Origin of the sequence: Chondromyces apiculatus DSM 436 (assembly GCF_000601485.1) — a bacterium.
Taxonomy (GTDB): Bacteria; Myxococcota_A; Polyangia; order Polyangiales; family Polyangiaceae; genus Chondromyces; species Chondromyces apiculatus.
The window spans coordinates 1-25015 of sequence record NZ_ASRX01000091.1 but is presented as its reverse complement, the minus strand read 5'-3'; the positions used below and the strand labels follow the sequence as shown (position 1 = coordinate 25015).

Sequence of the window (25015 nt, the reverse complement as noted above, 5' to 3'; positions counted from 1 at the left end):
CTGCCGAGGCCGTCACAGCACCAGCTCTTCCTCGGCGCCCTCGGACGCTGTGACGACGCGCTGCAAGCGCTGGCCAAGGAGGCGGTCCTGGATGTGCTCGGCCAGCGCGGCGATGGTGGGGTGCTCGATGATGGGGCGGAACGGCAGGTCCACCTGGAGCGCGCGCTGGATCCTGGACGAGAGCTGCATCGCCACCAGCGAGTTGCCCCCGAGATCGAAGAAGTTGTCGTGGATCCCCAGGCGTTCCAGCCCCAGCACCTCGGCGAAGATCGCGACGAGCTGCTCCTCCACGGGATCACGCGGGGCCGCGCCGGCCTCCTCGGTCTCCTCCTCGGAGGGAAGAGCGGCGCGGAGGCTCAGCAGGGCGCGGCGGTCGATCTTGCCGGCCGGGGTCACGGGGAGCGCCTCCAGCACGACGATCTCGGAGGGGACGGCGTACTCGGGGAGCTTCTGCTGGAGGTGGCGGCGTAGCTGGGAGGCCGAGGGCTGTGCATGGCCCGGGGTCTTCGCCTCGCCGTGCAGCACGGGGTAAGCGACGATCCGCCGGTCTCCCGGGCGATCCTCGCGCACGAGGACGGCGGCCTCGCGCACGTCCGGGTGGGCGAGGAGCGCGCTCTCGATCTCGCCGGGCTCGATGCGGAAGCCGCGGATCTTCACCTGGTGGTCGCGGCGCCCGCAGAACTCCAGCTCGCCGGTGGGCAACCAGCGCACGAGATCTCCGGTGCGGTACACGCGGCCGGGGCCGAAGGGGTTGTCCAGGAAGCGCGCCGCGGTCAGCTCGGGGAGGTTCAGGTAGCCGCGGCTGACCTGCGGGCCGCCGAGGAGCAGCTCACCGGGAGTCCCGGTCGGCACCGGCTGGAGCGCGGCGTCGAGGATGTAGGCGAGCGACGTCGGGAGGGGGCGGCCGACGGGGAAGGGCGCGCTGTCGACGTGCCGCTCGTCCCAGTCCGGGAGCCTGCAGATCGTCGACACCGGGGAGCACTCCATGGGGCCGTAGGTGTTCACGAGCGCGGGGTGGTCGCCGACGTGCTTGAACCAGGCGTGGACGCTGTGGGTCAGGGCCTCCTCGCCGCCGATGAAGACCAGCCGCACGCCCGGCGGCAGGACGAGGTCGCGCTGCACGAGGTCGGCGACGAGCATGTGCCAGTAGGCCGTGGGCAGGTGGAGGACCGTGAGCTCCAGGCGGCGGCACGCCGCGAGGAACCGCTCGGGAGAGCTCACGATGTCGTCGTCCCGCAGGACCAGGGTCCCGCCCTGCACGAGGGTCAGGTAGATCTCCTCGATGGCGGTGTCGAAGCTGAGCGGCGCGAACTGCAGGACGCGATCCGTTGCGGTGACGCCGTACCGGGCGCAGGCGCCCTCGACGAAGGCGGCGAACGCGCGGTGCTCCATCTGCACGCCCTTCGGGGTGCCGGTGGAGCCGGAGGTGAACAGGATGTAGGCGAGGTCCGTGGGGGACACGGGGATCGCCGGCTCCGACGCAGGGTGTGCCGCGATGACGGGCCAGTCCATGTCGAGGGAGAGCCAGCGGTCGGCGCCCGAGAGGTCAGGCCTGCGACCCTTGTGCAGCACCAGCGCAGGCCGGGTCTGCGCGAGGAGGACGTCGAGGCGCTCCCGGGGGAGGTTCAGGTCCAGCGGCGTGTACGCGGCGCCGGCCTTGAGGATGCCGAGGACGCCCACGATCATCTCCACGGAGCGCTCGACGTGGATGCCGACCACGCTCCCGGGGCCGATGGCGAGCGCGCGGAGGTGGTGGGCGAGCTGGTTCACGCGCGCGTCGAGCTGGCGGTACGTCAGCGCCGGGGTGGTGCCGTCCACGCCCATGACGGCGATGACGTCGGGCGTGAGGACGGCGCGGGCGGCGATCTGCTGGTGCACGCAGGGCCGATCGCGGGGCTCCGCCGGGGAGGGATTCCAGGCGACGAGGAGCTTCTGCCGTTCCTCGTCCGACAGGGGCGAGAACTGCTCGTGGCGCGCCCCCGGGTGGCTGGTCATGGCGGCGAGCGTGCGCTGGTAGTAGCCCGCGATGGCCTCGACCTGCGCGTGGCAGAGGAGGCTCGGGTCGTAGGTGAGCTGCAGGTTGATGTCGCCGGTGCTCGGGTCGAGCGCGAAGTTCGCCTGCAGGGTCATCTCGCCGGAGGCGCTCCCTTCGTGCTCCATCACTCCCAGGTCACCGAGGACTTCGAGGCGGCGCGCGACGTGGAAGTGGATGAAGTTGAACGCGGTCTCGACGAGCTGCTGCCGCTTCGCCCGCCGCTGGATCTCGGCGAGGGGGTAGCGGCGGAAGGGGAGCGCGCGCTGCTCTGCCCCGAAGGCGCCCTGGCACAGCTCGATCCACGTCCCGCCGGCGAGGCCGACGCGCAGCGGGAGCACGTTCAGGAAGTTGCCGGCGATCTGGTCGGCGTCCTCGACCTCGGGGCGGCCGTGGGTGCTGAGGCCGGCGACCACCTCGGGCTGGCCCGTGATCCGCCCGAGGACGAAGGCGTGCGCCGCGAAGAGCACGCTCTTGGGGGGGACAGCGGCGGCGTGCGCCACCGTCGCGACCCCCGCCGCGAGTGACTTCGGGAGGGGCACGTTGACGAAGCCGGGGCCGCCTCGCGCGACGTGGGAGGCCGGCCACCGCGGCAGCGTCATCACGGGCGCGTCGTCGAGGTGATCGTCCCAGTAACGCTGGCAGGCTTCGTCGGCGAGGGAGGCCCGCTCGAGGGCGATGAAGTCCCGGAAGGTCGAGGCCGGCGCTGCCGTATCGAGCGCGGTCGGGTCGCGCAGGAGCGCCGCGTAGCGCTCCAGGATCTCGGTGGTCACCACGGCCAGGCTCCAGCCGTCCAGCAGGGCGTGGTGGAGCGACAGGGTCAGGGTGGCGGTGTCGTCGCCCGTCCGGTGCACGTAGACCCGGAACAGCGGGGGCGTGGACTGCACGAAGGGGTTCCGTTGCTCCGCCGCCTGCCACGCCAGGAACGCCGGCCGCCGCTCGGCCTCCGGGAGCGCGCGCAGATCGTGGACGTGGAGCGGCAGCGCGACCTCGCGGTGGACGAGGAGCAGCGGCTCGCTGTAGCGCGCCAGGTCGAAGGCGCCCCGCAGGATGGGGTGACGCGCGACGACGGACGCGACGGCCTTGCGCCACGCCTCCTCGTCGAAGCGGGCCTGCACGTGGTGGCTGCTCACGCTGTGGTAGACGTGCGCGTCCGCGTCGAGGCCGCCGTAGAACAGCATGGCGAGCTGCACGGCCCCCGGCGGGTAAGCGTCTTCGACCTCGGGGGGCAGGCGCGCGCGATCCTCGGCCGAGACGAGGCTGAGCGGGGCCGTGGCGGTGGGTGCGGCCTCGGCCCCGCCAGCGCAGCGGGCCAGCGCGTGCACCGTCTGGTGCTGGAAGATCTGCTGGAGGGTCAGGTTGAGCCCGGCCTTCATGGCCCTGGCCACGACCTGCACGCTCGCGATGGAGTCGCCGCCGATGCTGAAGAACCTGTCGTGCACCCCGACGCGAGGGATCTTCAGCACGTCGCAGAAGATCCCGGCGAGCAGCGCCTCGTTCGGCGTCGCCGGCATGTCCTGCGCCGGGACGCGCTTCTCGGCGGCCTCCAGCGCGAAGAGCGCCTCGCGGTCGAGCTTGCCGTTGGCCGTCAGCGGGAGCCTGTCGAGGCCCACGAATGCCGAGGGAATCATGTACTCGGGCAGCCGCTCGGCGAGGTGGGCCTGGAGCGCGGCAGGCTCCGCGGGGACCTCGCCTCTCCGGGTGACGTAGGCGACGAGGCGCGGGTGCCCCTCGGTGCGCAGCAGGACGACGGCCTCGCGGACCGCGGGGTGCTGGCAGAGCCAGCTCTCGACCTCGCCTAGCTCGATGCGGAAGCCGCGCAGCTTGACCTGGTTGTCGATGCGGCCGAGGAAGTCGAGGCTCCCGTCGGCGCGGAAGCGCGCCAGGTCCCCGGTCCGGTAGAGGCGCGCGTGGCTCCCGGAAGGCGCGAAGGGATCCGGCAGGAACCGCTCCAGGTCGAGCTCCGGTCGGTTGAGGTAGCCGCGCGCCACCTGGACACCTCCGATGTACAGCTCGCCCTGGACACCGATGGGAACGGGCGCCATGTGCCGATCGAGGACGTAGAGCTTCGTGTTGGCGATGGGGCGCCCGATCGGCACGGGGCCGACGCTTTGTTCGTCCGCGCCGTCCGCGCCGTCCGCGCGGGCCTCGTGGACGCAGCAGCCCACCACCGCCTCCGTGGGACCGTACTCGTTGATGACGCGCGTCGGCGTACCCTGGGACCGCAGCGCCGAGAGCGACTCCCACTGCAGCGCCTCGCCGCCGAGCACGAACACCCTGGCCGCCGCGGCAGCCTGCTCCGGAGAGACGAGCTGGCCGAGGAGCGCCAGGTGGGCGGGCGTGAGCTTGACGAAGCTGTAGTCGCCACCCGCGCGCAGGGCGGCGGCGAGCGCCTCCACCTCGTTGCCGCCCGCGAGGCCGCCCGCGAGGCCGCCCGCGAGTACAAACAGCGCTCTGCCCGCGAGCAAGGGCGCGAACAGGCTGGTCACGGTGAGGTCGAACGCGATCGAGGAGTGGACGAGCGCGCCACGGCCCTGGGCCGCCTCGTACGTCCTGACGGCGAACTGCAGGTAGTTCGAGAGGCCCCGGTGCTCGATCATCACGCCCTTGGGGCGTCCGGTGGAGCCGGAGGTGTAGATCACGTAGGCCAGGCTCGACGGGCCTGCCTTGCGCGCCGGGGCCGAGGTCGGGCGCTGGGCCATGAGGGCCCAGTCCGTGTCCAGGGCAGCGACGACCGGCCCGCGCGCGGGCAACCGGGCGCGCAGGTGCTCCTGCGTGAGCACGATCCGCGCGTCCGAATCGTTCAGCATGAAGGCCGTGCGCTCCGGGGGATGCCCGACGTCGAGCGGCACGTAGGCCCCGCCCGCCTTGAGGATGCCGAGCAGGGCCACCACGAGATCCGGGGAGCGGTCCATGTAGACGCCGACGAGCCCCTCCGGGGGGAGACCGAACTCCAGGAGGTGGTGGGCGACCTGGTTCGCGCGCTCGTCCAGCTCGCGGTACGTGCGGGATGTCAGGGATGCTGGAGGGGTCGCGGGCCCCTCACCCTGTGCCGCGCCGGCACCGAGGAGCACGACCGCGGTGGCCTCCGGTGTTCGCCGCGCCTGGACCGCGAACAGCTCGTGCACGCACCGCTCGTCCACGGGCGCTGCCGTGTCGTTCCAGGCCACCACGACCTGCTGGCGCTCGGCCTGGGTCAGGATCGGGATCTCGTCGATGCGCTGCTTCGGATCCGAGGCAATCCCCGCGAGGAGCACCTGGAAGTGGTCGACGAGGCGGGTGATGGTGGGCGCATCGAAGAGATCCGTGCTGTAGGTGCAGATGCCCGAGATGCCGCCGTCGTGCTCGTGCAGGTCCATCACCAGGTCGAACCGCGTCGTCTGGACGTCGAACCTCTCCGGGCGCACCTCGGCCCCTTCCAGGACGAAGCTCGGCGGCGGCCCGTTCTGCAGGACCAGCGTCGCCTGGTAGAGCGGCGAATGGGCGAGGCTCCGCGCCACGTTCAGCGCCGAGACCACCTGGTCGAGCGGCAAGTCCTGGTGCTCGTAAGCCTCGTGGAGCACGCCCCGCACCCGGGCGAAGAAGTCGACGAAGGACGGGTTGCCGGAGAGATCCACGCGCACCGCGAGCGTGTTGTTGAACATGCCGATGAGCGGTTCGAGCGCCGCTTCAGCGCGACCGGCGACGGGCACGCCGACCACGATGTCCTCTTGCCGAGCATGGCGCGCGAGCAGGACGTAGAAGGCAGCGAGCAGGGACGTGAACAGGGTCCCCTCGTTCCGGCGGCTGAACTCGCGCAGCGACGCCGCGATGGCAGGCTCGACGCGGAACGACGTACTGCCGCCGCGGTGGCTCTGCACCGGCGGGCGCGGGCGATCGGTGGGCAGGTCGAGGAGCACCGGCGCGCCGGTGAGGTGCTGCTTCCACCACGCCTTCTGCTTCGCCCCCCGCTCACCGTCGAGGGCTGCCCGCTGCCACAGGGCGAAGTCGGCGTACTGCACGGAGAGGGGCGGCAAGCTCGCGGCCCTGCCGGCCGAGAGCGCCCCCGAGAACGCCCCGTAGAGCGCGGACAGCTCCTGGTAGAAGATCCCGATCGACCAGCCATCCGCGGCGATGTGGTGCAGCGTGACGAGGAGGACGTGCTCGTCCCGGCGGAGCCGTACCAGCGCCGCCCGCACCATCAGGTCGCGCTGGAGGTCGACGTGGCCCCCCGCCTCCTCCATCGCCAGCCGGCGCAGCGCGGCTTCCTGCGCGTCCGGGGTCAGCCCTTGCAGGTCGTGCACCGGCACCGGCACGGGCCTCGGCGCGCCGATGACCTGCAGGGCGCGGCCCTCCTCCGCGGCGAAGACGGTGCGGAGCGGCTCGTGGCGCCGCACGATCTCGGCGAGGCTCTGCGCGAGCGCGGCCTCGTTCAGGGGCCCCACGATCCTCCAGGCAGCGGGCAGGTTGTAGACCGCCCCGGAGCCCATCTGCTCGACGAACCACAGGGATTGCTGGGCGTACGAGAGCGGCAAGGAATCGCGCGACCCCTCGGGGCGCCGCGACAGCGCGGGCTGTGCGACCACCGGCCGCTGCTGGCGCAACCCCGCGAGCACGGCCTCCTTGTGCGCGCGCAGGTCCTGCAGGAGCGCTCCCGTCAGCACGCCCTTCGGAGCGCTGTAGGCGAGCTTTCCGCCCTCCTCCCACAGCTTGACCCCCAGCCCATTCAGCCTGTCGAGCAGCTCGGCGAGCGTCGTCATCGCAGCGATTTTTCCTGGAAGAACCCACAGCCCTCGTAGAGCAGCTTCACGGCCGCCATCGAGGTCACGTCGGAGATGTCGAGGGGAGGGCTCACCTCGACGATGTCCATGGCGCGCACGGGGAGCTCGGCATAGATGATCCGCAAGAACTCCATGCATTCGCGCATCGAGGGCCCTCCGTGCACCGGGGTGCCGGTGCCGGGGGTGCACGAGGGGTCGATGCCGTCCACGTCGATGCTCATGTACACCGCGGAGACCCCCTGGAGCTGGGCGGCCACCTCGCGCGCGACGGCCTCGATGCCCTTCCGGTAGACGTCGCGCGCCGTGTGCCAGCCGATCTCGGGGTGCTCCGCGTAGTACTGCAGCTCGTCCACCATGTGCGAACGCAGGCCCACGAAGGCCAGGTGGCGGTGGTCGAGGTTCTTCTGCTCCAGGTTCCGCCGCGCCGTGCAGGCGTGGCTCCAGGGGTGACCGTCGTACTCGTCCGCGAGGTCGGGGTGCGCGTCGAACTGGATGTACCCCACGGGCCCGGTGAAGCGCCGGGTGAACGCCTTGAACAGCGGGATCCCCACGCTGTGATCACCGCCGAGGAACAGCCCGAGCTGGTTCTCCTTGAGCACGTTGAGCGCCGCCTCTTCGACGGCGCCGAAGTAGCGCGCCCAGTCGAGATCGGGGGGCACGTCGCCGTGGTCGAAGATGGGCAGGACCAGCGGCACGCCCTCCTCCGTGATCCGGGCCAGCCGCGGCATCAGGCTCCGGATCCGCTGGGGGGCCAGCCGCGGCCCGCCCTGGTAGCTGACGGCATTGTCGAACGGCACCCCCATCAGGCCGATGCGAATGCCGTGATCCTCGATCGGTGCATTGGACAGCGCACGAACTTGCCCGAGCTGCTGCATGGTGATCGCCTCCTCAGGACCGCGGCTTGCGCAGCAGGTAGCCGACTTCCAGGCCCGTCGAGTCCACCTGCGGATCAGTGTACTCCTTGGCCACCACCTCCAGCCCACACTCAGCGAACAGCCCCTCCCAGAACGGCTGCGTCTCCAGGCATTGCTGCGTGAAGGGATGCGCCAGGTAATAGGGATTGTAATAGGCAATGCCGAGGCCGTGCTGCATCGCCCGGGCCGAGTCCATCTGCTGGTCCACCTCGATGATGATCAGGTGGAGGTCGGGGAAGCGCGCGACCATCTGCGTCAGGAAGGCGCGGACGCCCGCGGCCCCCTCCTGCCCGAGGATCTCGTGGAGCACGAAGCCGAGCACCACGAAGTCGGGCTCGATGCCCATGCCCGAGCGCAGGAACTCGCCTGCCGACGCGTTGACGATGTGCACCCGATCCTGGAGGCCGTGGCGCGCGATCATCTGCGCCGCTTCCCGGCAGCTCTCGGCGCTGGGCTCCACCCCCCACGCCGCCTGGATCTCGGGCAGCGCCTCGCAGAAATCGACGAGGTACCGACCATTGCCGCAGCCCATGTCGAGCAGGCGCGTGCACTTGCCCGGCACCTTCGCCATCAGGCTCCGCGTCAGCGGGATGGCGTCGTGGCGGCTGATCCCGCAGCTCCCCGTGCCCACCTGCTCCAGGTTGCGGGAGGCCCAGCCGGAGCCTTGCTTCAGCTTCTCGCCGACCTGCATGTAGGTCTCGTTGTAGCCGCCCACGAGCATGGTGTACCAGGGCCGGAACTCCTCGATCCGACGCCCCTGGTCACTCAGGCTGAACTTGCCGTCCACCTCCTTCAGGTATCCCTCGTTGCGCAGGTAGCCGAGGAACACCCGCAAGCGCGAGGCATCCATGCCGTGCAGCTCGGCGATCTGGGCGGGCGAGAGGCTCCCCTTCTCGCTCAGGCTCGCGAAGAGGCCGGTCTCGAAGAGGTGATAGAGGTTGATCGACAGGACGTAATGGCGCAGAGGCTGGATCGCGTCGATCAGTCTTGCTTCGAAGGACTCGGTGGCACTCATCTTTTCCTCAATGGCGTTGCAGATACGAAGCGATTCTTCGCAGCCCAGGCTCGATCTGTGACGATGGGGCGGCATAGTTCAGCCGCAGAAACCTCGGATCGGGCGTCTGGAAGTCGCTCCCTGGCGCGACGCCGACGGCCCAGTTGCGCGCCAGGTCGACCGCCACCCGCGCGGAGTCGCGCTGGAAGGGGGCGAGGTCGACGAGCCCGTACAGGCTCGCCTGGGGGGCGGGGTACAGCGACAGCCCCAGCGCCTCGGCGGCCTCGGAGAAGGTCCGCCACCGCTCCCTCAGCAAGGCCCGGTGCTCTCCCAGCAGCGCGACGCGGTGCTCCAGCAGCGCCTCGCACACCGCCTGGCCCGCTGCGCTGCTGCTGAAGCTCGTGGTCGCCTTCACGTCGGCCACGAGGCCCATCTGCGTCTCCGGGACGACCAGGTATCCCAGCCGGAAGCCTGCCAGCGAGAGTGACTTGGAGAAGCTGTTGACGATGAGATGCCGGTCCGAGAACGCAATGGCGCTCGCGATGCGCTCGTCGGAGAGCGCGAGCGCCTGGTAGACCTCGTCGAAGATCACCGGCACGTCCAGGGAGGCGACGGCCTCCAGCTCGGCGGCGGTCAGCGCCGTACCGTGCGGGTTGCTCGGCGAGTTGATGACGATGGCCTGCGTCCGGGGGGTGATCAGGCGCGAGAGCTGCTCCACGTCGAGCGCGTGGCGCTCGTTCACCGGGGCGAACCGGCACTGGACGCCGAACATGTGGGCGAGGCAGCGGAACGGCGGGAAATGAGACGCCGCCAGGAGCACCTCACCGCCCGGCTCCGTGAGCATGGCGAAGGCGATCAGCAGCGCCTCCGTGGCGCCCGCGGTGATGCAGACCCGCTCGGGCTGGAGGTCGTACCCGAAGTCCTCCCGGTACTGGCGGCAGATGGCCCTGCGCAGGCCGAGGCTCCCGTTCAGGCTCGCATAGGGCGTGACCTTGCCCAGGTCGTCGCGCGACAGGCTGACGTCCACGTGCTCGAACGGGTTGAACGACGAGCTGGCCTGGCAGAAGTTGATGGGTTCAAGATCCCCGCCCGCGTGCGCGCCAAGCTCGATCATGACGCGGTCCATGGTCAGGGCGGGATAGGCTTTTTGATGTCGACGCATGTTGAACTGCTCCCGCGGCACCTAGAGGGCCCCGACCTCCATCTCGTCCATCACCGAGGCATCGCTGTAAGGGGTGGGCTCCCCGAGGCCCACGAGGAGGCGCCGCTGCCCCGTGTAGGGGTTGCGGGCGTGCGCCGCGAGCACGTTGTCCACGAGCAGCACGTCACCGCGGCGCCAGGCGAAAGACGCCTCCAGCGCCGCGTAGAGCGCGAGGATGTGGTGCACGTGCTCCTCGGGGATCGGCGAGCCATCGCCGAAGGTGCACCCGCGCGGGAACTCCTCCTCGGGCATGATGCTGGCCAGCGAGGCCCGGGTCTCGGCCCCCAGCGAGGCCACGTGCCAGTGCTGCATCTGGTTGAACCAGCACCACTCCCCGGTCCGGGGGTGCGGGATCGCCGCGGGCCGGACCGCGCGCGTCCTCAGGAGGTCTCCGGGCATCCACGTGAAGTCCACCTGATCGTCGGCGCAGCGACGCTCGACCTCCGCCCGATCATTCGTGCCGAACACCTGCTGCCACGGCAGACCGAGCGCGCTGCCGAAATTCCGGACGTACATGACCCCTCTGTGCAGCCAGGTGTCCCGGATGTCCGGCCGCAGCTCCCGGAACATGCGTCGGCTATCGACGAGCGGCGTCTCCCCGCCGGCGTCCGCCGGCTCTTCGCAGGCGAAGAGGAGCTTCCGCGGCCAGACCCGGTTGAACGAGTTCTCGTTGTGCCAGAGCAGCTTGTGCTTCGCGGAGTACGCGACAGGCGTCTGGACGCGGCCCGTCACGGTCACGTGCTCCGGGTTGCTCGCGAGCAGGGGGCTGCAGAGCGACTCCGCGATGCGCTCGAACCTCTCGGCCCCCAGCGCCTCCTCGCCGTGAAACCCCCGGAAGAGGACGGCCCCGCAGGCGTCGAGTGCGTCGTCGAGGAGGGCGCGGTGGTCCCCTGTCCAGGAGACGAGCTGCATCCCGACGGCCGCTGGCGCGAGCACGAGCGGCAGCGCCCCTGACGAAGCCAGGAACGACGCCTCGACCCCGGTCCCTTCGAACGATCGCAGGCTGAACGATCGCAGGCTGAAGCTCACGAAGACCCCTCCCTGTCCGCCGCCGGGGCGGAGGTCTGCGCGCCACGCCTCTCGGCGCCCGCCACGACGGATTGAATCTTCCCTTCCGCCAGCTTCACCACCCGGTCGGCGCAGTGGAAGTAGCGGTCGTCGTGGCTCACCGCGATCACCGTCTTCCCGCGTCCTTGGAGCAGAGGCAGCAGCTCTTCGTAGAAGTACTTGCGGAACTCGGGATCCTGGTCGGCTGGCCACTCGTCGAACACGTAGATGGGCCGGTCTTCGAGGAGCGCCACGATCATCGCCAGCCGCTTCTTCTGACCGGTGGACAGGTTGCGCCGCGTGAAGCGGTCTTCCTTGAACGCGGTCTTGTCTTCGAGCTGCATCTGCACGAGCAGGCGCTGCACCTCGGCCTCCTCCGCGCCGAGGACCCCGTAGAGCTTCGCGAAGAGATGGAAGTCCGAGAAGATCGCCGAGATGTGCTCGCGGTACGCCGCGGCATCGTCGGTCTGGACGGGGATGCCGTTGACGCGGAGGAGCCCGGACGTGGGCGCGTAGAGCCCGGTGAGCACCTTGAGGAACGTCGATTTCCCGCTCCCGTTGCCGCCGACGATGAACAGGACCTCCCCCGCCTTGATGGTCAGGCTCATGGGGCCGATGCGGAACATCCCGCCACCGCTCGTGTCCGACGGATACTCGTAGACGATCTCCTTGGCCTCGATGGTGGCGATGCCGTCTTCCCACGGATTCTCACCGCCCGCGCCATTGACCGCGCCGCGCGTCGCCGCCTCCAGCTTGGCCTCGAGCGCCTCGATCTGGGTCAGGGCCACATTGCACCGGACGTACGCCGGGACGCCGCCGATCACGCCCCCGACCGGCGCCCAGACGAACATCCCTGCCGAGACGAGGCTCCCGAGCGTCACCGCGTCCACCTTGGTGTGCATGGGGAGCACGAAGGCGAGGGCGCCGATCAACGTGAACAGCATGAGGTTCGAGAAGACCCAGTGGTCCGCGAAGAGGTAGGCCGCCTTCAGCGTCGAGTCCCGCAGGGCCTCCCCGGTCCCCTCGATCTCGGCGCGCAGCTCGCGGCCGCGGCGCCGGCTGAACTTGACCTCCTTGAACCCACCCAGCAGATCCATGAGGGACTCGAAGAAGACCAGGCGCTTCTGCGCCGCGCGCATGAGGTGCGTGCGGACCTCCACCTGCATCGAGGCGTAGACCGTGCTCCCGACCCCCAGCACGAAGACCATCATCACGAAGGCAGGGAGCGACAGCGACACCAGGTAGAGCGTCGCGAAGAAGAGGATGCACAGCGACTGCATCAGGTTCGCGAGCAACGCCGCCGAATCGGAGATGACGGTCATGTTCTCCGTGATCCGGTCGTTGATCTCGGAGGCCCCGATGCGTTCGAGCTGCTCGAACTCTGCCCGCTCCACCTGGTCCACGATCCGCACCTTGATGCGGAGCAAGGCGCTCTGAACGATCTCCGCTGTCCGCTTGTGGGTGTACCTCGCGCAGATCCCGTACAGCGCGACGGCCAGCAAGAAGAACACGAACGTGCGGAAGGGCGCCTCACCTGGCGTCTCGGCGGCGAGGTTGACGAGGCCGAGGACGAGCGCATTCGTCCCGCCCGCCAGGCTCGCGGCGAGCAGGACGTGGCGGCGGTTGTTCGCCGCCTCTTTACTCAGGAGCTGAAGGACCGTCATCTCTGGCCCTCCCTGGAGCCTGCCGGGTACGCACCCCTGCGAGGCCGGGATCCCTCGGGTATTCCGGGCGAGGCGCCGTCGTCAGCTACGCGAAAGTCCATCATCCGTCACCCTGCCTCAAGCCAGCGGCCAGTGGTCGAATTGATTGCGCGGGATGCGCATGACGTCGCGCTCCACCAGCAGGTAACCCTGCTTCTCGAACGACAGCCCCTCGGCGTGCATGCGGTCCTGCATCCGGTCGCGGTGAAACTCGCGCACCTCGCGCCGGAGCTGAAGGTTGCCTGCGTTCAGGAAGCGGACCGCGCCATCCACGTCACGCGCCGTGGCGACGAGGCCCCGGTTGTGGACCGACGGCGAGAACGGCACGTCGAGGTAGCCGCACCGGAAAGCCTCGACGACACCCCGGGTGAAGCTGCCGCCTCCGCAGCGCAGCAAGCTGTCCAGGAGGTCGTCCACCTCAGCGCGGAGCATGCTGACCTCACGCGCGATCCGCGGCTCGTCAGGGCTCACGCCGGCTGCCGCCGCGACCCCCCGCGTCGCCAGCGCGATCCCGCGAAGGTTGTCCTCGACTGAGGGAATTCTCAGGGCCTCGACGGGCGTCTTGGTGATGATGCGGGTCGCCCCGGCCAGCGCCGCCGTCGTGGCGGAGTGCTCGATCAGCGCCTCGGCCCGCGCGTGGGAGCCGGGAAATGCCGCCATGTACTGGTGAAAGACGGTGTTGATCTGGACGTCCCTGTAGCCCAAGTGGTGCGCCATCTCGTGCGCCATCTGTCGCAGGGTGCGCATCGCCGCGATGTCCTGAGCACGGTTGCCCTGCTCGGCATACCCCAGGCTCACGCATTTGACCCCTTGCTGGATGGCCAGCACCGCTTCGACGAGGGTGGCCACCAGCGCCAGGCAGGGCGGGATCAAGGTCGCGGTCAGGGGGCCGAAGAGCTCACGGTCGAGGACGATCCCGAACTCCTCGTGATAGAGGCCGGTCAATCGATCGACGTGCTGCCACGCATGGATGGCATCTTCGAGCGGGTAATCCCGGTAGTAAGGGATGTTGTAGCCGATCGCTCCTCCCTCGAACGAGGTGACACCGCTCGCATAGGAGATCTCGGCGAGCAAGCGCGGGTCTCGTGCGCTGTGTCGCGTCTGCAGCGGCACGCCGATCGTCGAGATGACCCTCCGCAGAGGGCCGACCCCGTAGTTCACCACCGGGAGGCCATTGAGCGTCGAGGCGCCGGCATTCTGACTGGCGCGCAGCCCCTCGGCCGCGCCAGCGTAGTCGCCCTGACGGGTCAGCGAGTCGACCTGGTACGAGAGCACGCGGAGCCCTTGACGCTTGAAGCGACGAAACATCTCGAGCTGGCCTTCGAGGAGCGCGATCCCGGCGCGGGGCTGCAGGAGCAGGGGCCGCTCTCCGGTGCTCACCAGCGCCTGAGCCCTGGAGAACGAGGGCTGCTCGCGAAGGAAGCGCGCGTTGTCGACGAGGTCCTTCGCCTCGTGGCCCGTCTTCCACTGCTCGAGCACGCCGAGGCGTTCCTCGTGGAAGCATGTCAGCGCGACGCGCGCATCCGTGACGACCTGTCCCGGGTGGTGCGCGGGCTGCGGGAAGATCTCCGCGCCCACGAGGTGGAGGGAGGCCGGCGCCCTGCCGCTCAGATCATTCTCCAGGAGCTGGAGCACGGTCTCCACGTCCACGAAGCTGGGAAAGACCCGCGCAAACCCCATGCTCAGGATCTCTCGGACCTGAGACGCGCTCCCGTGGACGTGAATGTTGCCGCCCAGGTACCACAGAGGCGCGTGCTCGCGCCGCGCGCGGTGCTGCGCGATCAGCTCGGGGAATTCGCGCAGGTAGTGGCTCGCGTGCCCATCCATGTTGGAGATGAGCACGGCACTGCAGAAGGGAGCCGCGCGAAAGAACGCTTCGAGCCGGTTCTGGATGCCCAGGTAATGCACCCTGTACCCCGCCGTCTGCAATGCTTGGCGGAGGATGGCCAGGCCGACCGAATGCGAGTCCCCGCCGATCCCTCCGAGGAGCATGGTGTGCGGCGGGAGGACCCGCTCGTCACGGGTCGTCGCCCACGCTGGGCTCTCCGCAGGAGCACCGCTCCCCGGGGGGGATGGCGGGCCGCGGCGTGCTTGCGCTTGCGTGGGGTCGGAGCTCGTCACGCCGACGCCTCCTGGAGCAGCGCCGTCAATCGCTCCGCCAGGCTCGTGACGGGAGGCCCGTTCATGATCGTGGAATGGGAGCCCCCCAGATCCACGACGTCCATGGGCAGGAGCCGCAGCCACCCCTGCAACCGCTGCGCCCGCACCTCGGCGGGCTGCTCGCGCGCGCAGAAGTACACGGTGCGCACCGGGAGCGGGTCCCGAGGCGTGTACGTCATCCGGTAATTGCTCTCGAACACCGACAGCCAGCCGCGCACCTGCTGCATGTCCGTGTTCGTGGGCAGCACCCCGGCCGCCTCCATCATCTGCTTGAAGCGAATCAGGCGCTCCTCGGCAGGCAGAGGGCGAAGCGCTTCGGGCGCGAGGCGCATCTCTTTCCCTGCCATGAAGCCCAGGATGGCGGCCATCTCACCCAGAACGCCTGCCTGGTCCGCCGTCGGCTTGTCCTCGTCCGCGGCGAACGGCGGCCCCGAATCGAAGAGCGCGAGGAGCGCCACCTCTTCTCCTGCGCGGCGGAGCTGCTGCGCCATCTCGAAGGCCACCTGGCCGCCGAAGGAGTGCCCTCCCAGGTGATAGGGCCCCGAAGGCTGCACCTGCTTGATGGCCTGGAGGTACGCGGCGGCCATCTCCTCAAGAGTCGCATGCGGCGTCGCGCGCCCATCCATCCCCACCGACTGGAGCCCATAGAAAGGCTGCTCAGGCCCCAGCGCATGCGCCAGGCGGTGGAGGTAGAGCACGTTGCCCCCGAGGCCCGGCACGCAGAAGAACGGGAGCCGCCCTCCCTTCGGCTGGATGGGCACCAGGGGCGACCAGGGCGCTCCCTCGTCCGTGCCCGTCAGGCGCGCCGCCAGCGTCTCGATCGTCGGATGCGCGAAGAGCGCGGAAAGCGGCAGGTGCTGGCCATAGGCCTGCTGAATGCGCGCCATCAAGTGCACGGCGATGAGGGAGTGTCCGCCGATCTCGAAGAAATTGTCGCGGATCCCCACCGCGTGCACGCCCAGGAGTTCCTGCCAGAGCTGCACCATCCGGCGTTCGAGCTCATTGCGTGGCACCGCGAAGCCCTCGGCGCGGATCGGCGCCGGCGCGGGGAGCGCCCGGTGATCGACCTTGCCGTTGGTCGTCACCGGGATCGCCTCCAGGCTCACGAAGGCGGCTGGGATCAGCGCCGCCGGCAGGCGCTGCGCCAGGTAGTGACGCAGCTCCTTCGCGTCCATGCCGTGACCCTTCTCGGGGACGACGTAGGCGACGAGCCGCTTCTCTGCCTGGTGGGAGGCGACGACGACCACGCTCCCGCTGACCGCCGGGTGCTGATCGAGCAGCGCCTTGATCTCCTCGGGCTGCACCCGCACCCCGTTGATCTTGATCTCGTTGTCCACCCTGCCCAGGATGTCCAGCGCGCCATCGGGACGATAACGGCCGCGATCGCCGGTGTAATAGAGGAGATCGCGCGGATCGTCGCGCTCGGGGTTGGGCAAGAAGCGGCGCTCGTTCTGGGAGGGGTTCAGGTACCCCAGCGTTCGGAACGGCGTGCGGATGACGATCTGACCGGACTCGCCGATGCCGCAGCGCTTCCCTTCGGCGCTCAGCACCAGCGCCTGGGTCTGCGGCATGGGGCGGCCGACAGGCTGGATGCCGGGCGTCGGTAGCTCGGGCACGAGATACCAGCACTTCGCCATCGTCGTCTCCGAGGGACCGTAGAAATTGGCCACGGAGGTCTCCAGAAAGAACCGGCGCCACTGCTGCACCAGGGTGTCGGTCAGCGGCTCGCCCGCAAACAGCGTCCAGCGAAGCGTCCGGCAGGTGTACCCCTCTGGCGCGTGCTGCAGCCACGCCAGCGCCAGCGAAGGCACGGGATGCATCAGGGTGATGCGCTCCCTCACGAGCCAGCCCAGGAACCCGGCGCCATCCAGCTCCAGATCACGCGCCGGCAGGCAGAGCGTCGCGCCGCTGGTGGGCGCGAGGAACACATCGCGCAGCACGAGCTCGAACGAGAGCCCCGCGTACTGGGCGCAGCGATCCGACGGCCCGACGCCGAACGTCGCCCGCTGCCAGGCCAGGAAGTGCGCGACCCCCCGGTGCACGCCCAGGATCCCCTTGGGATCTCCCGTCGTACCGGAGGTGAACAGGATGTAGGCCGGATCGTCGGCGCTCACCTCGGGGAGCGGTCGCGCTTCGTCGACAGCGCAGCCGATGGCCCCACTCCGTGCATCCACACCGATGACGCGACGCCCGTCGCTGGACCACCTGTCCTCGGGTGCCGCGCCCGTCCCCACGTCGAGGATGAACTTCGCTTCGCCCACCCGCAGCATGGCCTCGCGGCGCAGGCGGGGCAGGTTCTCGGCGACCGGGAGCATCAGGCCGCCGCTCAGGAGGACGCCGAACAGGCTCGCCACCATCCCGAAGCTCCGGGCCCCGTACACGGCGACGGCATCGCCTTTCCGCAGACCCTCACCCAGCAGGCCGCGCGCCACCTGCGTCGCGGCGCGCCACAGCTCGGCGTACGAGTAGCGCTCCCCGGCCCACTCCACGGCCGTCTGCTCGGGTGTCTTCCTGGCCCACTCCCGTAGCTGCTCGGCGATGGGCACCTGCGGTGGAGCGTCCAGCTCCACGCCCATGTCCGGCAGGACCGCGCGCGAGGCCTCCGTCACCAGGGAGTACGCGCCGATGCGCTGCTCGGGTGAGGCGACCACCTGGGCGAGCAGCCCGATGAGCTGGTCGAGCAGGCACTCCATGCGCTCGGCCCGGAAGAGCGCCCGCTGGTAGACCAGCTCCAGGCTCAGCGCGTCTTTCCCCTCGTAGACGTAGAGCGTGAGCGCGCGCAGGGCGTCAGGCGCCTCGTTCTCCGGCACGGAGATCGCGAGCTGGGACGAGGGAGTCACCTCGTCCTTCGTGTTCACGTAGTTGAGCATCACCTCGAACACCGGATCTCGCCCCGGTCGGCGCTCCGGCTGGATCAGCTCCACCACCTTCTCGAAGGGCGCGTCCTGGTGCGCGAACGCGTCGAGGGTCACCTTGCGCACCCGCCGCAGGAGCTCGCGGAACGGAGGATTCCCGGACAGATCGGTGCGCAGCGCCAGGACGTTGATGAACAGCCCGATCATCCCCTCGGTCTCGGGCTGCGTGCGCCCGATGCTGGGCGTCCCGAGGATGATGTCGTCCTGCCCGGTCAGCAGGTGGAACAGCACCTGGAAGGCCGCGAGCATGACCATGAACGGGGTGCTCTCTTCCTGCCGCGCCAGCGCCCGGAGCGCGGTGGTCACCTCGGTCGAGAGGCGGGCCGTGAGCTGTCCCCCGCGGTGATCTTGCTCGGCTGGCGGCTGCGCATCGAGCGGCAGCTCCAGGAGCGGGAGCGGCCTGTGGAGGGTGCGCTTCCAGAACGCGAGCGAGCTGCCGACATCGAGGCTCCGCTGCCAGGCCGCGAAATCACCGTACTGGCGCGGCAGCGGCGGCAAGGGCGAGGGGGCACCGCGCGCGAACGCGTCATGGAGCGCCAGCAGCTCCCGCGTGAAGACGGTCACCGACCAGGCATCCGACACGATGTGGTGCACCGTGAAGAGCAAGAGGTGCTCGTCCTCCGCGAGCCGCAGCAGCGACGCGCGCAGCATGCTGTCCCGGCTCAGATCGAAGGGACGGCGCGCCTCCTCCCGCATCAGGCGCGCCACCTCGTCGCGCTGCGCCTCCGGGGCGAGCCCCTGGAGCGCGATCACGCTGAGGGGCACCGGCACGGCGGCGCCGACGACCTGGAAAACGTCTCCCCCCGTCGCCTGGAAGGTGGTGCGCAACGCCTCGTGCCGGGCGACGATCTCCTGGAGCGCCCTCTCCAGCGCGCCCGTGTCGAGCGGGCCGTGGAGCTTGAGCCGCCCCGGCATGTTGTACGTCGCGCCGCTCCCGAGCTGATCCAGGAACCAGAGGCGCTGCTGGGCGAAAGACAGCGGCATCCTCTCGCGTGAGGGTGCCCGGGGCAGCAGGGTCCCTGCCTCCGGAGCACCCTCGTTCCGTCTCCCGGCCTCACGAAGGAAGGCCAGGACCTCTGCCTTGCGGGCGGACAGCTCCTTGACCAGCGCAGGCGTAAGGACCCCCTGAGGCGCCTTGCAGCGAAGCTGCTCGCCATCCTCCCAGAGCCTGACACCATGCTGGTCGAGGGCGGACAGAAACTCGCGAAGCGTGCTCATCGTCGCTCCATCCCCTCGTCAGGCCGGCGCCACGGCCCAGTGGAGCCCGTCGCCGGAGGCCACGAGCCCGTGCGGGACGAGGGGCCGCTCGGCGGGGCGCCGCTCGCGCATCAGTGCCAGCACCTGGAGCTGCGCGATCTCGCTCGTGAACCCCTGCATGAACTTGTCAGCGTCGAACTTCGCCGGATCGGGCCGCGGCGCGCCGGCAGGCCGCAAGCCTTCCTCTTCCTTGCCATCCGACGCCTCGCGCGCGAGCACGTCGCCGAAGTACGCGCCGAAGCCCTGCCGGTCGGCAAAGAACCGCTCTGCGCCGCCCTCGAAGAGCGGCTCGTCCGCCTCGCTGATGCCGGCCACGAGGCGGATGAATGCATCGTTGTCGCGCTCCTCGGTGTTCAGGATCTTGCGCGCCGACCAGAAGTACGAGGACTCGTCCTGGTTCATGTCGTAGAACGCCGTCAGGAACTGGTAGAACTTGCCGAACTCGCGGCGGTAGCGCATCTCGTACTCCTCGAAGCACTCCTCCTCGTCCATCAGCTCGTCGCCGCGCAGGCAGGTGTTGATCGAGCGCGCGGCGAGCATGGCCGAGTACGTCGCCAGGTGGACCCCCGAGGAGAACACCGGATCGATGAAGCAGGCCGCGTCCCCGACCAGCACCACGCCCGGCGCCCAGAAGCGCGTGTTGCAGTACGAGTAGTCCTTGCGAATGCGGTACTCCCCGTAAATACCCTCGGTGACCCGGGTCGCGCCCGCCAGGTATTCGCGGATGATGGGGCACTCGTCGATGTAGGACCGCATCGCGTCGTCCATGCTCTCGCGGATACGCCCTGCGGACTCCTTCGCGACCACGGCGCCGACGCTGGTCAGGGTGTCGGAGAGCGGGATGTACCAGAACCAGCCGCTCGGGAATGCCGCGCAGAGGATGTTGCCGGAGTTCGGCGCCGGCAGCCGCTTGCCGTGCTCGTAGTAGCCGTAGAGCGCGACGTTCTGGAAGAACTTCGAGAACACCCGCTGCCCCACGGTCGGCGCGACGTGGCTCTTGTGGCCCGAGGTATCCGCGACGTAGCGCGCCCGCGCCGTGCGCTCCTTGCCGCCTGGATCGCGGAACCGCACGCCCACGACCCGCTCCCCCTCATACAGGAGCCCAAGCACCTCGTGCCCCTCGCGCACGTCGACGCCCTTCCGCTGCGCATTGCGGAGCAGCATGTCGTCGAACTTCGCCCGCTCGACCTGGTAGGCGTACCCGTAAGGGTCATTGGGCTGCTTGGTGAACCGGAAGGTCCACGGCGTCGGGCTCTTGCCCCAGCGGAAGGTCCCGCCATTCTTGCGCGGGAAGCCCGCGCGCTCGACCTCCTCTTTCACGCCGAGCATGGGGCAGATCCCGTGGATGGTCGCCGGCAGCAGGGATTCCCCGATCTGATGCCGCGGCAGGTGCTCCCGCTCCAGGAGCAGCACCCGGTGGCCCGCCATGGCGGTGAAGGTCGACACCGTCGACCCTGCCGGCCCACCCCCGAGAACGATGACATCGAAGCTCTCTTCAACCGATTCGTGACTCATGTCCTGCTGCTCTCCACGTTGATTCCAAGCTCTGCGCCGACACCGGTCGGCAGTTCCACACCTTGCCCGCCCTCCGCCGTCCGCGGAGCCGCCGCTCCCCGGAAGGGACACACCCGGAACGAGGTGATCCCACCCAGGTTCGGGTTGGGGTTCCACCGCGGCGCGAACGTCGCATCGGCGCCGAGCGCGGGGAACGTCTCCAGCAGCAGCTCGAGCGCGATCTGGATCTCCAGCCGCGCCAGCTTGGCCCCGGGGCAGTAGTGGGGGCCGAAGCCGAAGGCCATGTGCCGCGTCGTTGTGCGGTCGGGATCGAAGACGTCCGGATCCGCGAACACCGCCGGATCGCGGTTCGCCGCCTCCAGGAACAGCATCAGCTTCTCCCCCTCGTAGATCAGGTGATCCCCCGGGAACTGCTCGGACAGCTCCACGTCCTCGGTGGCGCAGCGCAGGAGATAGCGCGTGGGCGTCACCATCCGGAGCAGCTCCTCGGCCGCGCGCTTGCAGAACGTCGGGTCTCCCCGGTGCGCACGCCCCCACCGCGACCACTCCGGCAGGAGCAGCGGGATACCGTTGCTGAGCACCTTGCGGGTGGTGACCCTCCCGGCGCCGAAGATCATCATGCAGTTGATGATCAGCTCGTCGTCGTCCACGAAGATGGCGTCCTCCTGGATGAAGGCGCCGAACAGATCGTCGCCGGGCGCCTCTCGCTTGGCGGCGAGCACCTCGCGGAAGTGCCCCCCGAGCCGGGTGATGTCCTGCAGGTCCACGCGCAGGTAGCCGCTCACCGCGTCGCCGTGCGTATCGGACCAGGCAGCGAGCTTCCGGAGGTGCGCCTCGTCCTCCAGGGGCAGCCCGAGGAGCTGCGCCACCACGAGGAGCGAGAGCGGCTCCGCGAAGTCCTTCACCAGGTCGAAGGCCTCGCCTCCCCGCACCCCTGCCAGGATCTGGCGCACCATCGCGGTGATGTTCGCGGGGGCCTCCTTGCCCATCCGCCCGAGCACCCGCAGGATCACGTTCTGCACCCGGCGGTGCGCCTCGCCGTCCGTGAAGATGATCCCCTTCTCGATCGCGTCCCGCAGGAACGACGGCGCGTCAGCTTGCGGCGAGGCCCCGCTCTCGAAGCGCACGTCCGACGAGAACCGCTGATCCGAGAGGATCGCCGTGGTCGCCGCGTGCCCCGTGACCAGCCAGAACTGGCTGGAGGCATCGAAGAAGATGCCATCGTGGGCACGCAGCGCCGCGTAGATCGGGTGCGGATCGCGGTACGACCGCACCAGGGCCGAGAAGCTGAACTGGGACTGCGCGTCCTGGCTCATGGCCGTGCACCACCCGGGCGCCTGGCGCCAGCGTTCCTGCTCATAGCAACCCCGTCTCCACGTCAGTCTCGGACTCCGCGGAAGGATCTGGCGCCGCGTGCATCGCCCGGAGGACGCTCCCCGTGTCGATGCGCCGCGCGAGCCCGGCGACGGTCGGCGCCTCGAACAGGTCACGCAGCGACAGATCCAGCCCGAACGCCTCACGCGCCTGGCCGATGAGCCGGGTGCCCACCAGCGAATCGCCGCCCAGCTCGAAGAAGCCGTCGTCGACGCCGACCGCCTCGATCCCGAGCAGCGCCTCGACCAGCGCCGCGAGCCGCTCCTCCGTGCCGGTCTTCGGCGAGGCATACGCGACGCCGAGCGCTGGCCGGCCATGCCGCGCAGTCCGCGCCGGCTGCGGCGTCCGCGCCGTCTGCCCCTCGGCTGCGAGGTGGGCCGCCTGCGGTGCCGCCTCGTGCTCCGGCCGCGCCTGCAGGAGCATGTCCAGGCCCTCGCGCGACACCACCACCTGCGGCACCGCTGCTGCCCGGAGCGCGCGGCTCTCCAGGATCCGCAGGAAGGCCTCGCGCCCTTCAGCCTCCTCCATCCCGGAGAGCGCCTCGCCGGTCAGCGATCGGTGCAGGGCCTCCACCGCCCGCGCCATGCCGAGCTGCCGCCAGCGATCCCAGCCGATGGTCACCACGCGCGTCCCTTCCTTCCCGGCGCTGGCGTGCGCGAAGGCATCGAGAAAGGCGTTGGCTGCCGTGTAGTCGAAGCTCCCGAAGGCCCCGCAGAGCGTCACCAGCGCCGAGCAGAGCACCATCACCTCGGGCGGCGCATCGGCGAGGACCTCGCAGAGCACCCGCGTCCCCTCCACCTTGGGGGCCAGCGTCCGCGCCACGGCCTCCGGTGTCAGCCGCAGCATCACCCCGCCCCCGGGCACCCCCGCCGCGTGGACCACGCCGTGGATGGCCCCGAACCGGGCCCGCACCTCGGCGACCACCTTCTCCATCTCGGGGCGGCTGCACACGTCGGCGGCGACGACCATCACCTCTGCCCCGAGCCGCTCCAGCGCGAGCACCCCCCGGATCCTCTCCCGCAGCAGCGCGTCCGCGTCATCGTCCGCGCCGTCATCTGCCAGGCAAGCCTCCCACGAGGACCGCGGTGGCAGCGCCGTGCGCCCGAGCAGCACCAGCTTGCTCGGACCTCGCTCGGCCAGCGCCGTCGCCATCGCCAGCCCCACGCCGCCGAGCCCTCCCGTGATCAGGGTGACCCCCTGGGCCCGCAGACCCCCCTCCCCGTCTCGCGCTGCCTCCCTGGGCACACGGAGGGCATCGTGCGTCGGCACCCACCGCTGCCGGCCGCGGTACGCCACGAGCGGCTCGCTCCCGTTCCCCGCCAGCTCCGCGCAGAGCTGCGCGCACAGCGCCGCGCGCTCCGCCGGGTGGGTGGGCACCGCGACCTCCACCGCCCGGCAGCGGAGCCCCGCGTGCTCGAAGGGCGCGGTCCTCAGCCAGCCGAGCATCGTCGCCTTCTCCGGGCAGAGCACCTCGTCTCCGGTGATGCGGTACAGGTGGCTACTCAGCGCGGTCACCCGCGTCCTGCCGCTCCACCCCAGCCGATCCAGCGCCTGCGTGAGGAACAGCAGGCTGTGCAGCCCACGCTCCTGCGCCCGCGCGATCGAGGCCGCCGTCATCCTCCCGTCGCCCTCGACCGGCCCGACGCCGAGGCCGTGCACGATGACGTCCGGCGCGCCCACGCTCTCCCCGCTCCGCGCGCTCCCACCAAGCGTCTGGCAGATCGCCAGGTGGTCCTCGGGGGTGCGCGGATCGAACGTCAGCTCCCCGGCTCCGGCGTGCCCGAACCCGCTGCCTGGCCTCGCCACGGTGACCTCGTGCCCCTCGCGCCGCAGCGCGGTGACCAGGGCATCGAGCAGCGGCTCCCGCTCTCCCAGCACCAGCAGCCGCAGCGCCTCTCCTCCCCCGGGTGCGACCGGCACCGACTGCTTCCAGCCGGGGACGTGGAACCAGTCTGCAAGCTCCGCGCGCCGAGGCGCCTCCAGGGCGGCCGGCGACGGGCGCTCTCCAGGCGCTGGCAACGTCGGCGCCTCGATCCAGAAGTGCTGCCTCTCGAAGGGATAGCTCGGGAGCGGCACCCTTCGGCGCGCCTCGTGCGCGTGAAAGCCCGCCCAGTCGACCTGGCCCCCGCACGACCAGAGCGCCCCCAGCGCCCCGAGGAGGAACGCCACATCCGGCTGGTTGCCGAGGGGATGCCGCAGCGTCGTCAGCACCACCTGGTCGCGGAGCGCGGGGTGCTGCCGCGCGAACGATGCCAGGGTGTGGCCGGGACCGACCTCCAGGAGGACGTGCGCGCTGTCTCCCCGCTCCGCGCCGAGCAGCTCTCCCAGCCCATCGGCGAACCTCACCGGCTGACGCAGGTGCTTCACCCAGGTCTCCGGATCCGTCGCCTCGGCGTCCGTCAGCCACGTCCCGGTGAGGCCAGAGAGCACGGGGACCTGCGGCGGCGCGAGCGCGATGGTCCTCACGACCTGCCGGAAAGGCTCCAGGATGGGATCGACGCGCGGAGAGTGCGCAGCCACGTCGAGGTGGAGACGCCGGCAGGTGACCCCCTCACCTTCAAGCCGCGCGGCGAGGGCGTCGAGCTCCACGTCACCCCCGGCGACCGTGCACGTCGAGGGCGTGTTGACGGCCGCGATGGCCAGCCCAGCGCCGAGGAGCGGGCGCACTGCGCTCTCCGCGAGCGGCACCGACAGCAAGGCCCCTCCCGCGGGAAGCGACTCCATGAGCTGGCCGCGCCGCACCACGAGCCGCAGCGCGTCCTTCAAGCTGAACACGCCAGCGAGGCACGCCGCCACGTACTCCCCCATGCTGTGCCCGAGCAACGCCTGGGGTTGGACACCCCAGGCGAGGAGCAGCTTCGCCAGCGCGTACTCCACCGTGAACAGGCACGCGAGGCCGAGGAGCGGCCGCCGCATGCGCTGCGCGTCGGCGCTCCCCTCCCCTTTCCCGAAGAGCAGCGCGGCAAGGTCGAGCCCGGCGAGGTCACGCAGGAGCGCAGCGCACTCCCCGAACGCCTCCCGGAACGCCGGGTAGGCTTCGTGGAGACCACGCGCCATCTGCGGATACTGCGCGCCACCGCCCGGGAACATGAACACCACGGACCGGCTCACAGCCGCCACGGCCGCCACGGCCGCCACGGCCG

Annotated in this window: 10 protein-coding genes and 2 pseudogenes; all 12 read right to left on the bottom strand. The window is 70.2% G+C overall.

The genetic code is table 11. The annotated features are described in order from the left end of the window. Positions 1 to 12: 12 nt before the first annotated feature. Positions 13 to 6771 (bottom strand): non-ribosomal peptide synthetase, encoded by a 6759-nt coding sequence (locus CAP_RS38005; RefSeq protein WP_052376705.1) that lies wholly within the window; start codon positions 6769 to 6771, stop codon positions 13 to 15. Then, the gene (locus tag CAP_RS38000; RefSeq protein ID WP_044250071.1) at positions 6768 to 7667 is read right to left on the bottom strand and encodes an arginase family protein; all 900 of its coding nucleotides are present in this window, start codon (positions 7665 to 7667) and stop codon (positions 6768 to 6770) included. Before CAP_RS38000 ends, CAP_RS38005 begins: the two co-directional genes overlap by 4 nt. 13 nt (positions 7668 to 7680) lie before the next feature. Further along, entirely contained in the window at positions 7681 to 8721 is a 1041-nt protein-coding gene (locus tag CAP_RS37995) for a 2-ketoarginine methyltransferase (RefSeq protein WP_044250068.1), read from the bottom strand. Between the two features lie 7 nt (positions 8722 to 8728). After that, positions 8729 to 9862, bottom strand: coding sequence for a pyridoxal phosphate-dependent aminotransferase (locus CAP_RS37990; protein WP_156041506.1), 1134 nt, complete (start codon positions 9860 to 9862; stop codon positions 8729 to 8731). Between the two features lie 21 nt (positions 9863 to 9883). Then, positions 9884 to 10930 carry a TauD/TfdA family dioxygenase gene (locus tag CAP_RS37985; protein ID WP_052376704.1) on the bottom strand — a complete coding sequence of 349 codons (1047 nt, stop codon included), beginning with the start codon at positions 10928 to 10930 and terminating at the stop codon, positions 9884 to 9886. Further along, positions 10927 to 12612, bottom strand: coding sequence for a cyclic peptide export ABC transporter (locus CAP_RS37980; RefSeq protein ID WP_044250065.1), 1686 nt, complete (start codon positions 12610 to 12612; stop codon positions 10927 to 10929). The genes CAP_RS37985 and CAP_RS37980 overlap by 4 nt, the downstream gene beginning before the upstream one ends. A 117-nt stretch (positions 12613 to 12729) precedes the next feature. Further along, positions 12730 to 14772: a methylaspartate mutase subunit E gene (locus CAP_RS37975; protein ID WP_156041505.1), complete on the bottom strand. Its 2043-nt coding sequence runs from the start codon at positions 14770 to 14772 to the stop codon at positions 12730 to 12732. Further along, a pseudogene (locus CAP_RS55910) lies at positions 14769 to 15527 on the bottom strand (thioesterase domain-containing protein); the annotation flags it as partial. The gene CAP_RS37975 and the pseudogene CAP_RS55910, both read right to left, overlap by 4 nt. Before the next feature lie 93 nt (positions 15528 to 15620). After that, a pseudogene (locus CAP_RS37970) lies at positions 15621 to 18944 on the bottom strand (non-ribosomal peptide synthetase); the annotation flags it as partial. Between the two features lie 18 nt (positions 18945 to 18962). Next, the gene (locus CAP_RS37965) at positions 18963 to 20498 is read right to left on the bottom strand and encodes a tryptophan 7-halogenase (protein ID WP_044250064.1); all 1536 of its coding nucleotides are present in this window, start codon (positions 20496 to 20498) and stop codon (positions 18963 to 18965) included. Then, positions 20495 to 21814 carry a cytochrome P450 gene (locus tag CAP_RS37960; protein WP_044250062.1) on the bottom strand — a complete coding sequence of 440 codons (1320 nt, stop codon included), beginning with the start codon at positions 21812 to 21814 and terminating at the stop codon, positions 20495 to 20497. Before CAP_RS37960 ends, CAP_RS37965 begins: the two co-directional genes overlap by 4 nt. Positions 21815 to 21854: 40 nt before the next feature. Further along, the coding region (locus tag CAP_RS37955; RefSeq protein WP_156041504.1) for an SDR family NAD(P)-dependent oxidoreductase at positions 21855 to 25015 on the bottom strand (3161 nt) is incomplete at its 5' end.

Excerpts from the sequence above, each read along its gene's own strand:
- CAP_RS38005 (WP_052376705.1), bottom strand. The coding sequence starts at position 6,771 with ATGACGACGCTCGCCGAGCTGCTCGACAGGCTGAATGGGCTGGGGGTC.
- CAP_RS38000 (WP_044250071.1), bottom strand. The coding sequence starts at position 7,667 with ATGCAGCAGCTCGGGCAAGTTCGTGCGCTGTCCAATGCACCGATCGAG.
- CAP_RS37995 (WP_044250068.1), bottom strand. The coding sequence starts at position 8,721 with ATGAGTGCCACCGAGTCCTTCGAAGCAAGACTGATCGACGCGATCCAG.
- CAP_RS37990 (WP_156041506.1), bottom strand. The coding sequence starts at position 9,862 with ATGCGTCGACATCAAAAAGCCTATCCCGCCCTGACCATGGACCGCGTC.
- CAP_RS37980 (WP_044250065.1), bottom strand. The coding sequence starts at position 12,612 with ATGACGGTCCTTCAGCTCCTGAGTAAAGAGGCGGCGAACAACCGCCGC.
- CAP_RS37965 (WP_044250064.1), bottom strand. The coding sequence starts at position 20,498 with ATGAGTCACGAATCGGTTGAAGAGAGCTTCGATGTCATCGTTCTCGGG.
- CAP_RS37960 (WP_044250062.1), bottom strand. The coding sequence starts at position 21,814 with ATGAGCCAGGACGCGCAGTCCCAGTTCAGCTTCTCGGCCCTGGTGCGG.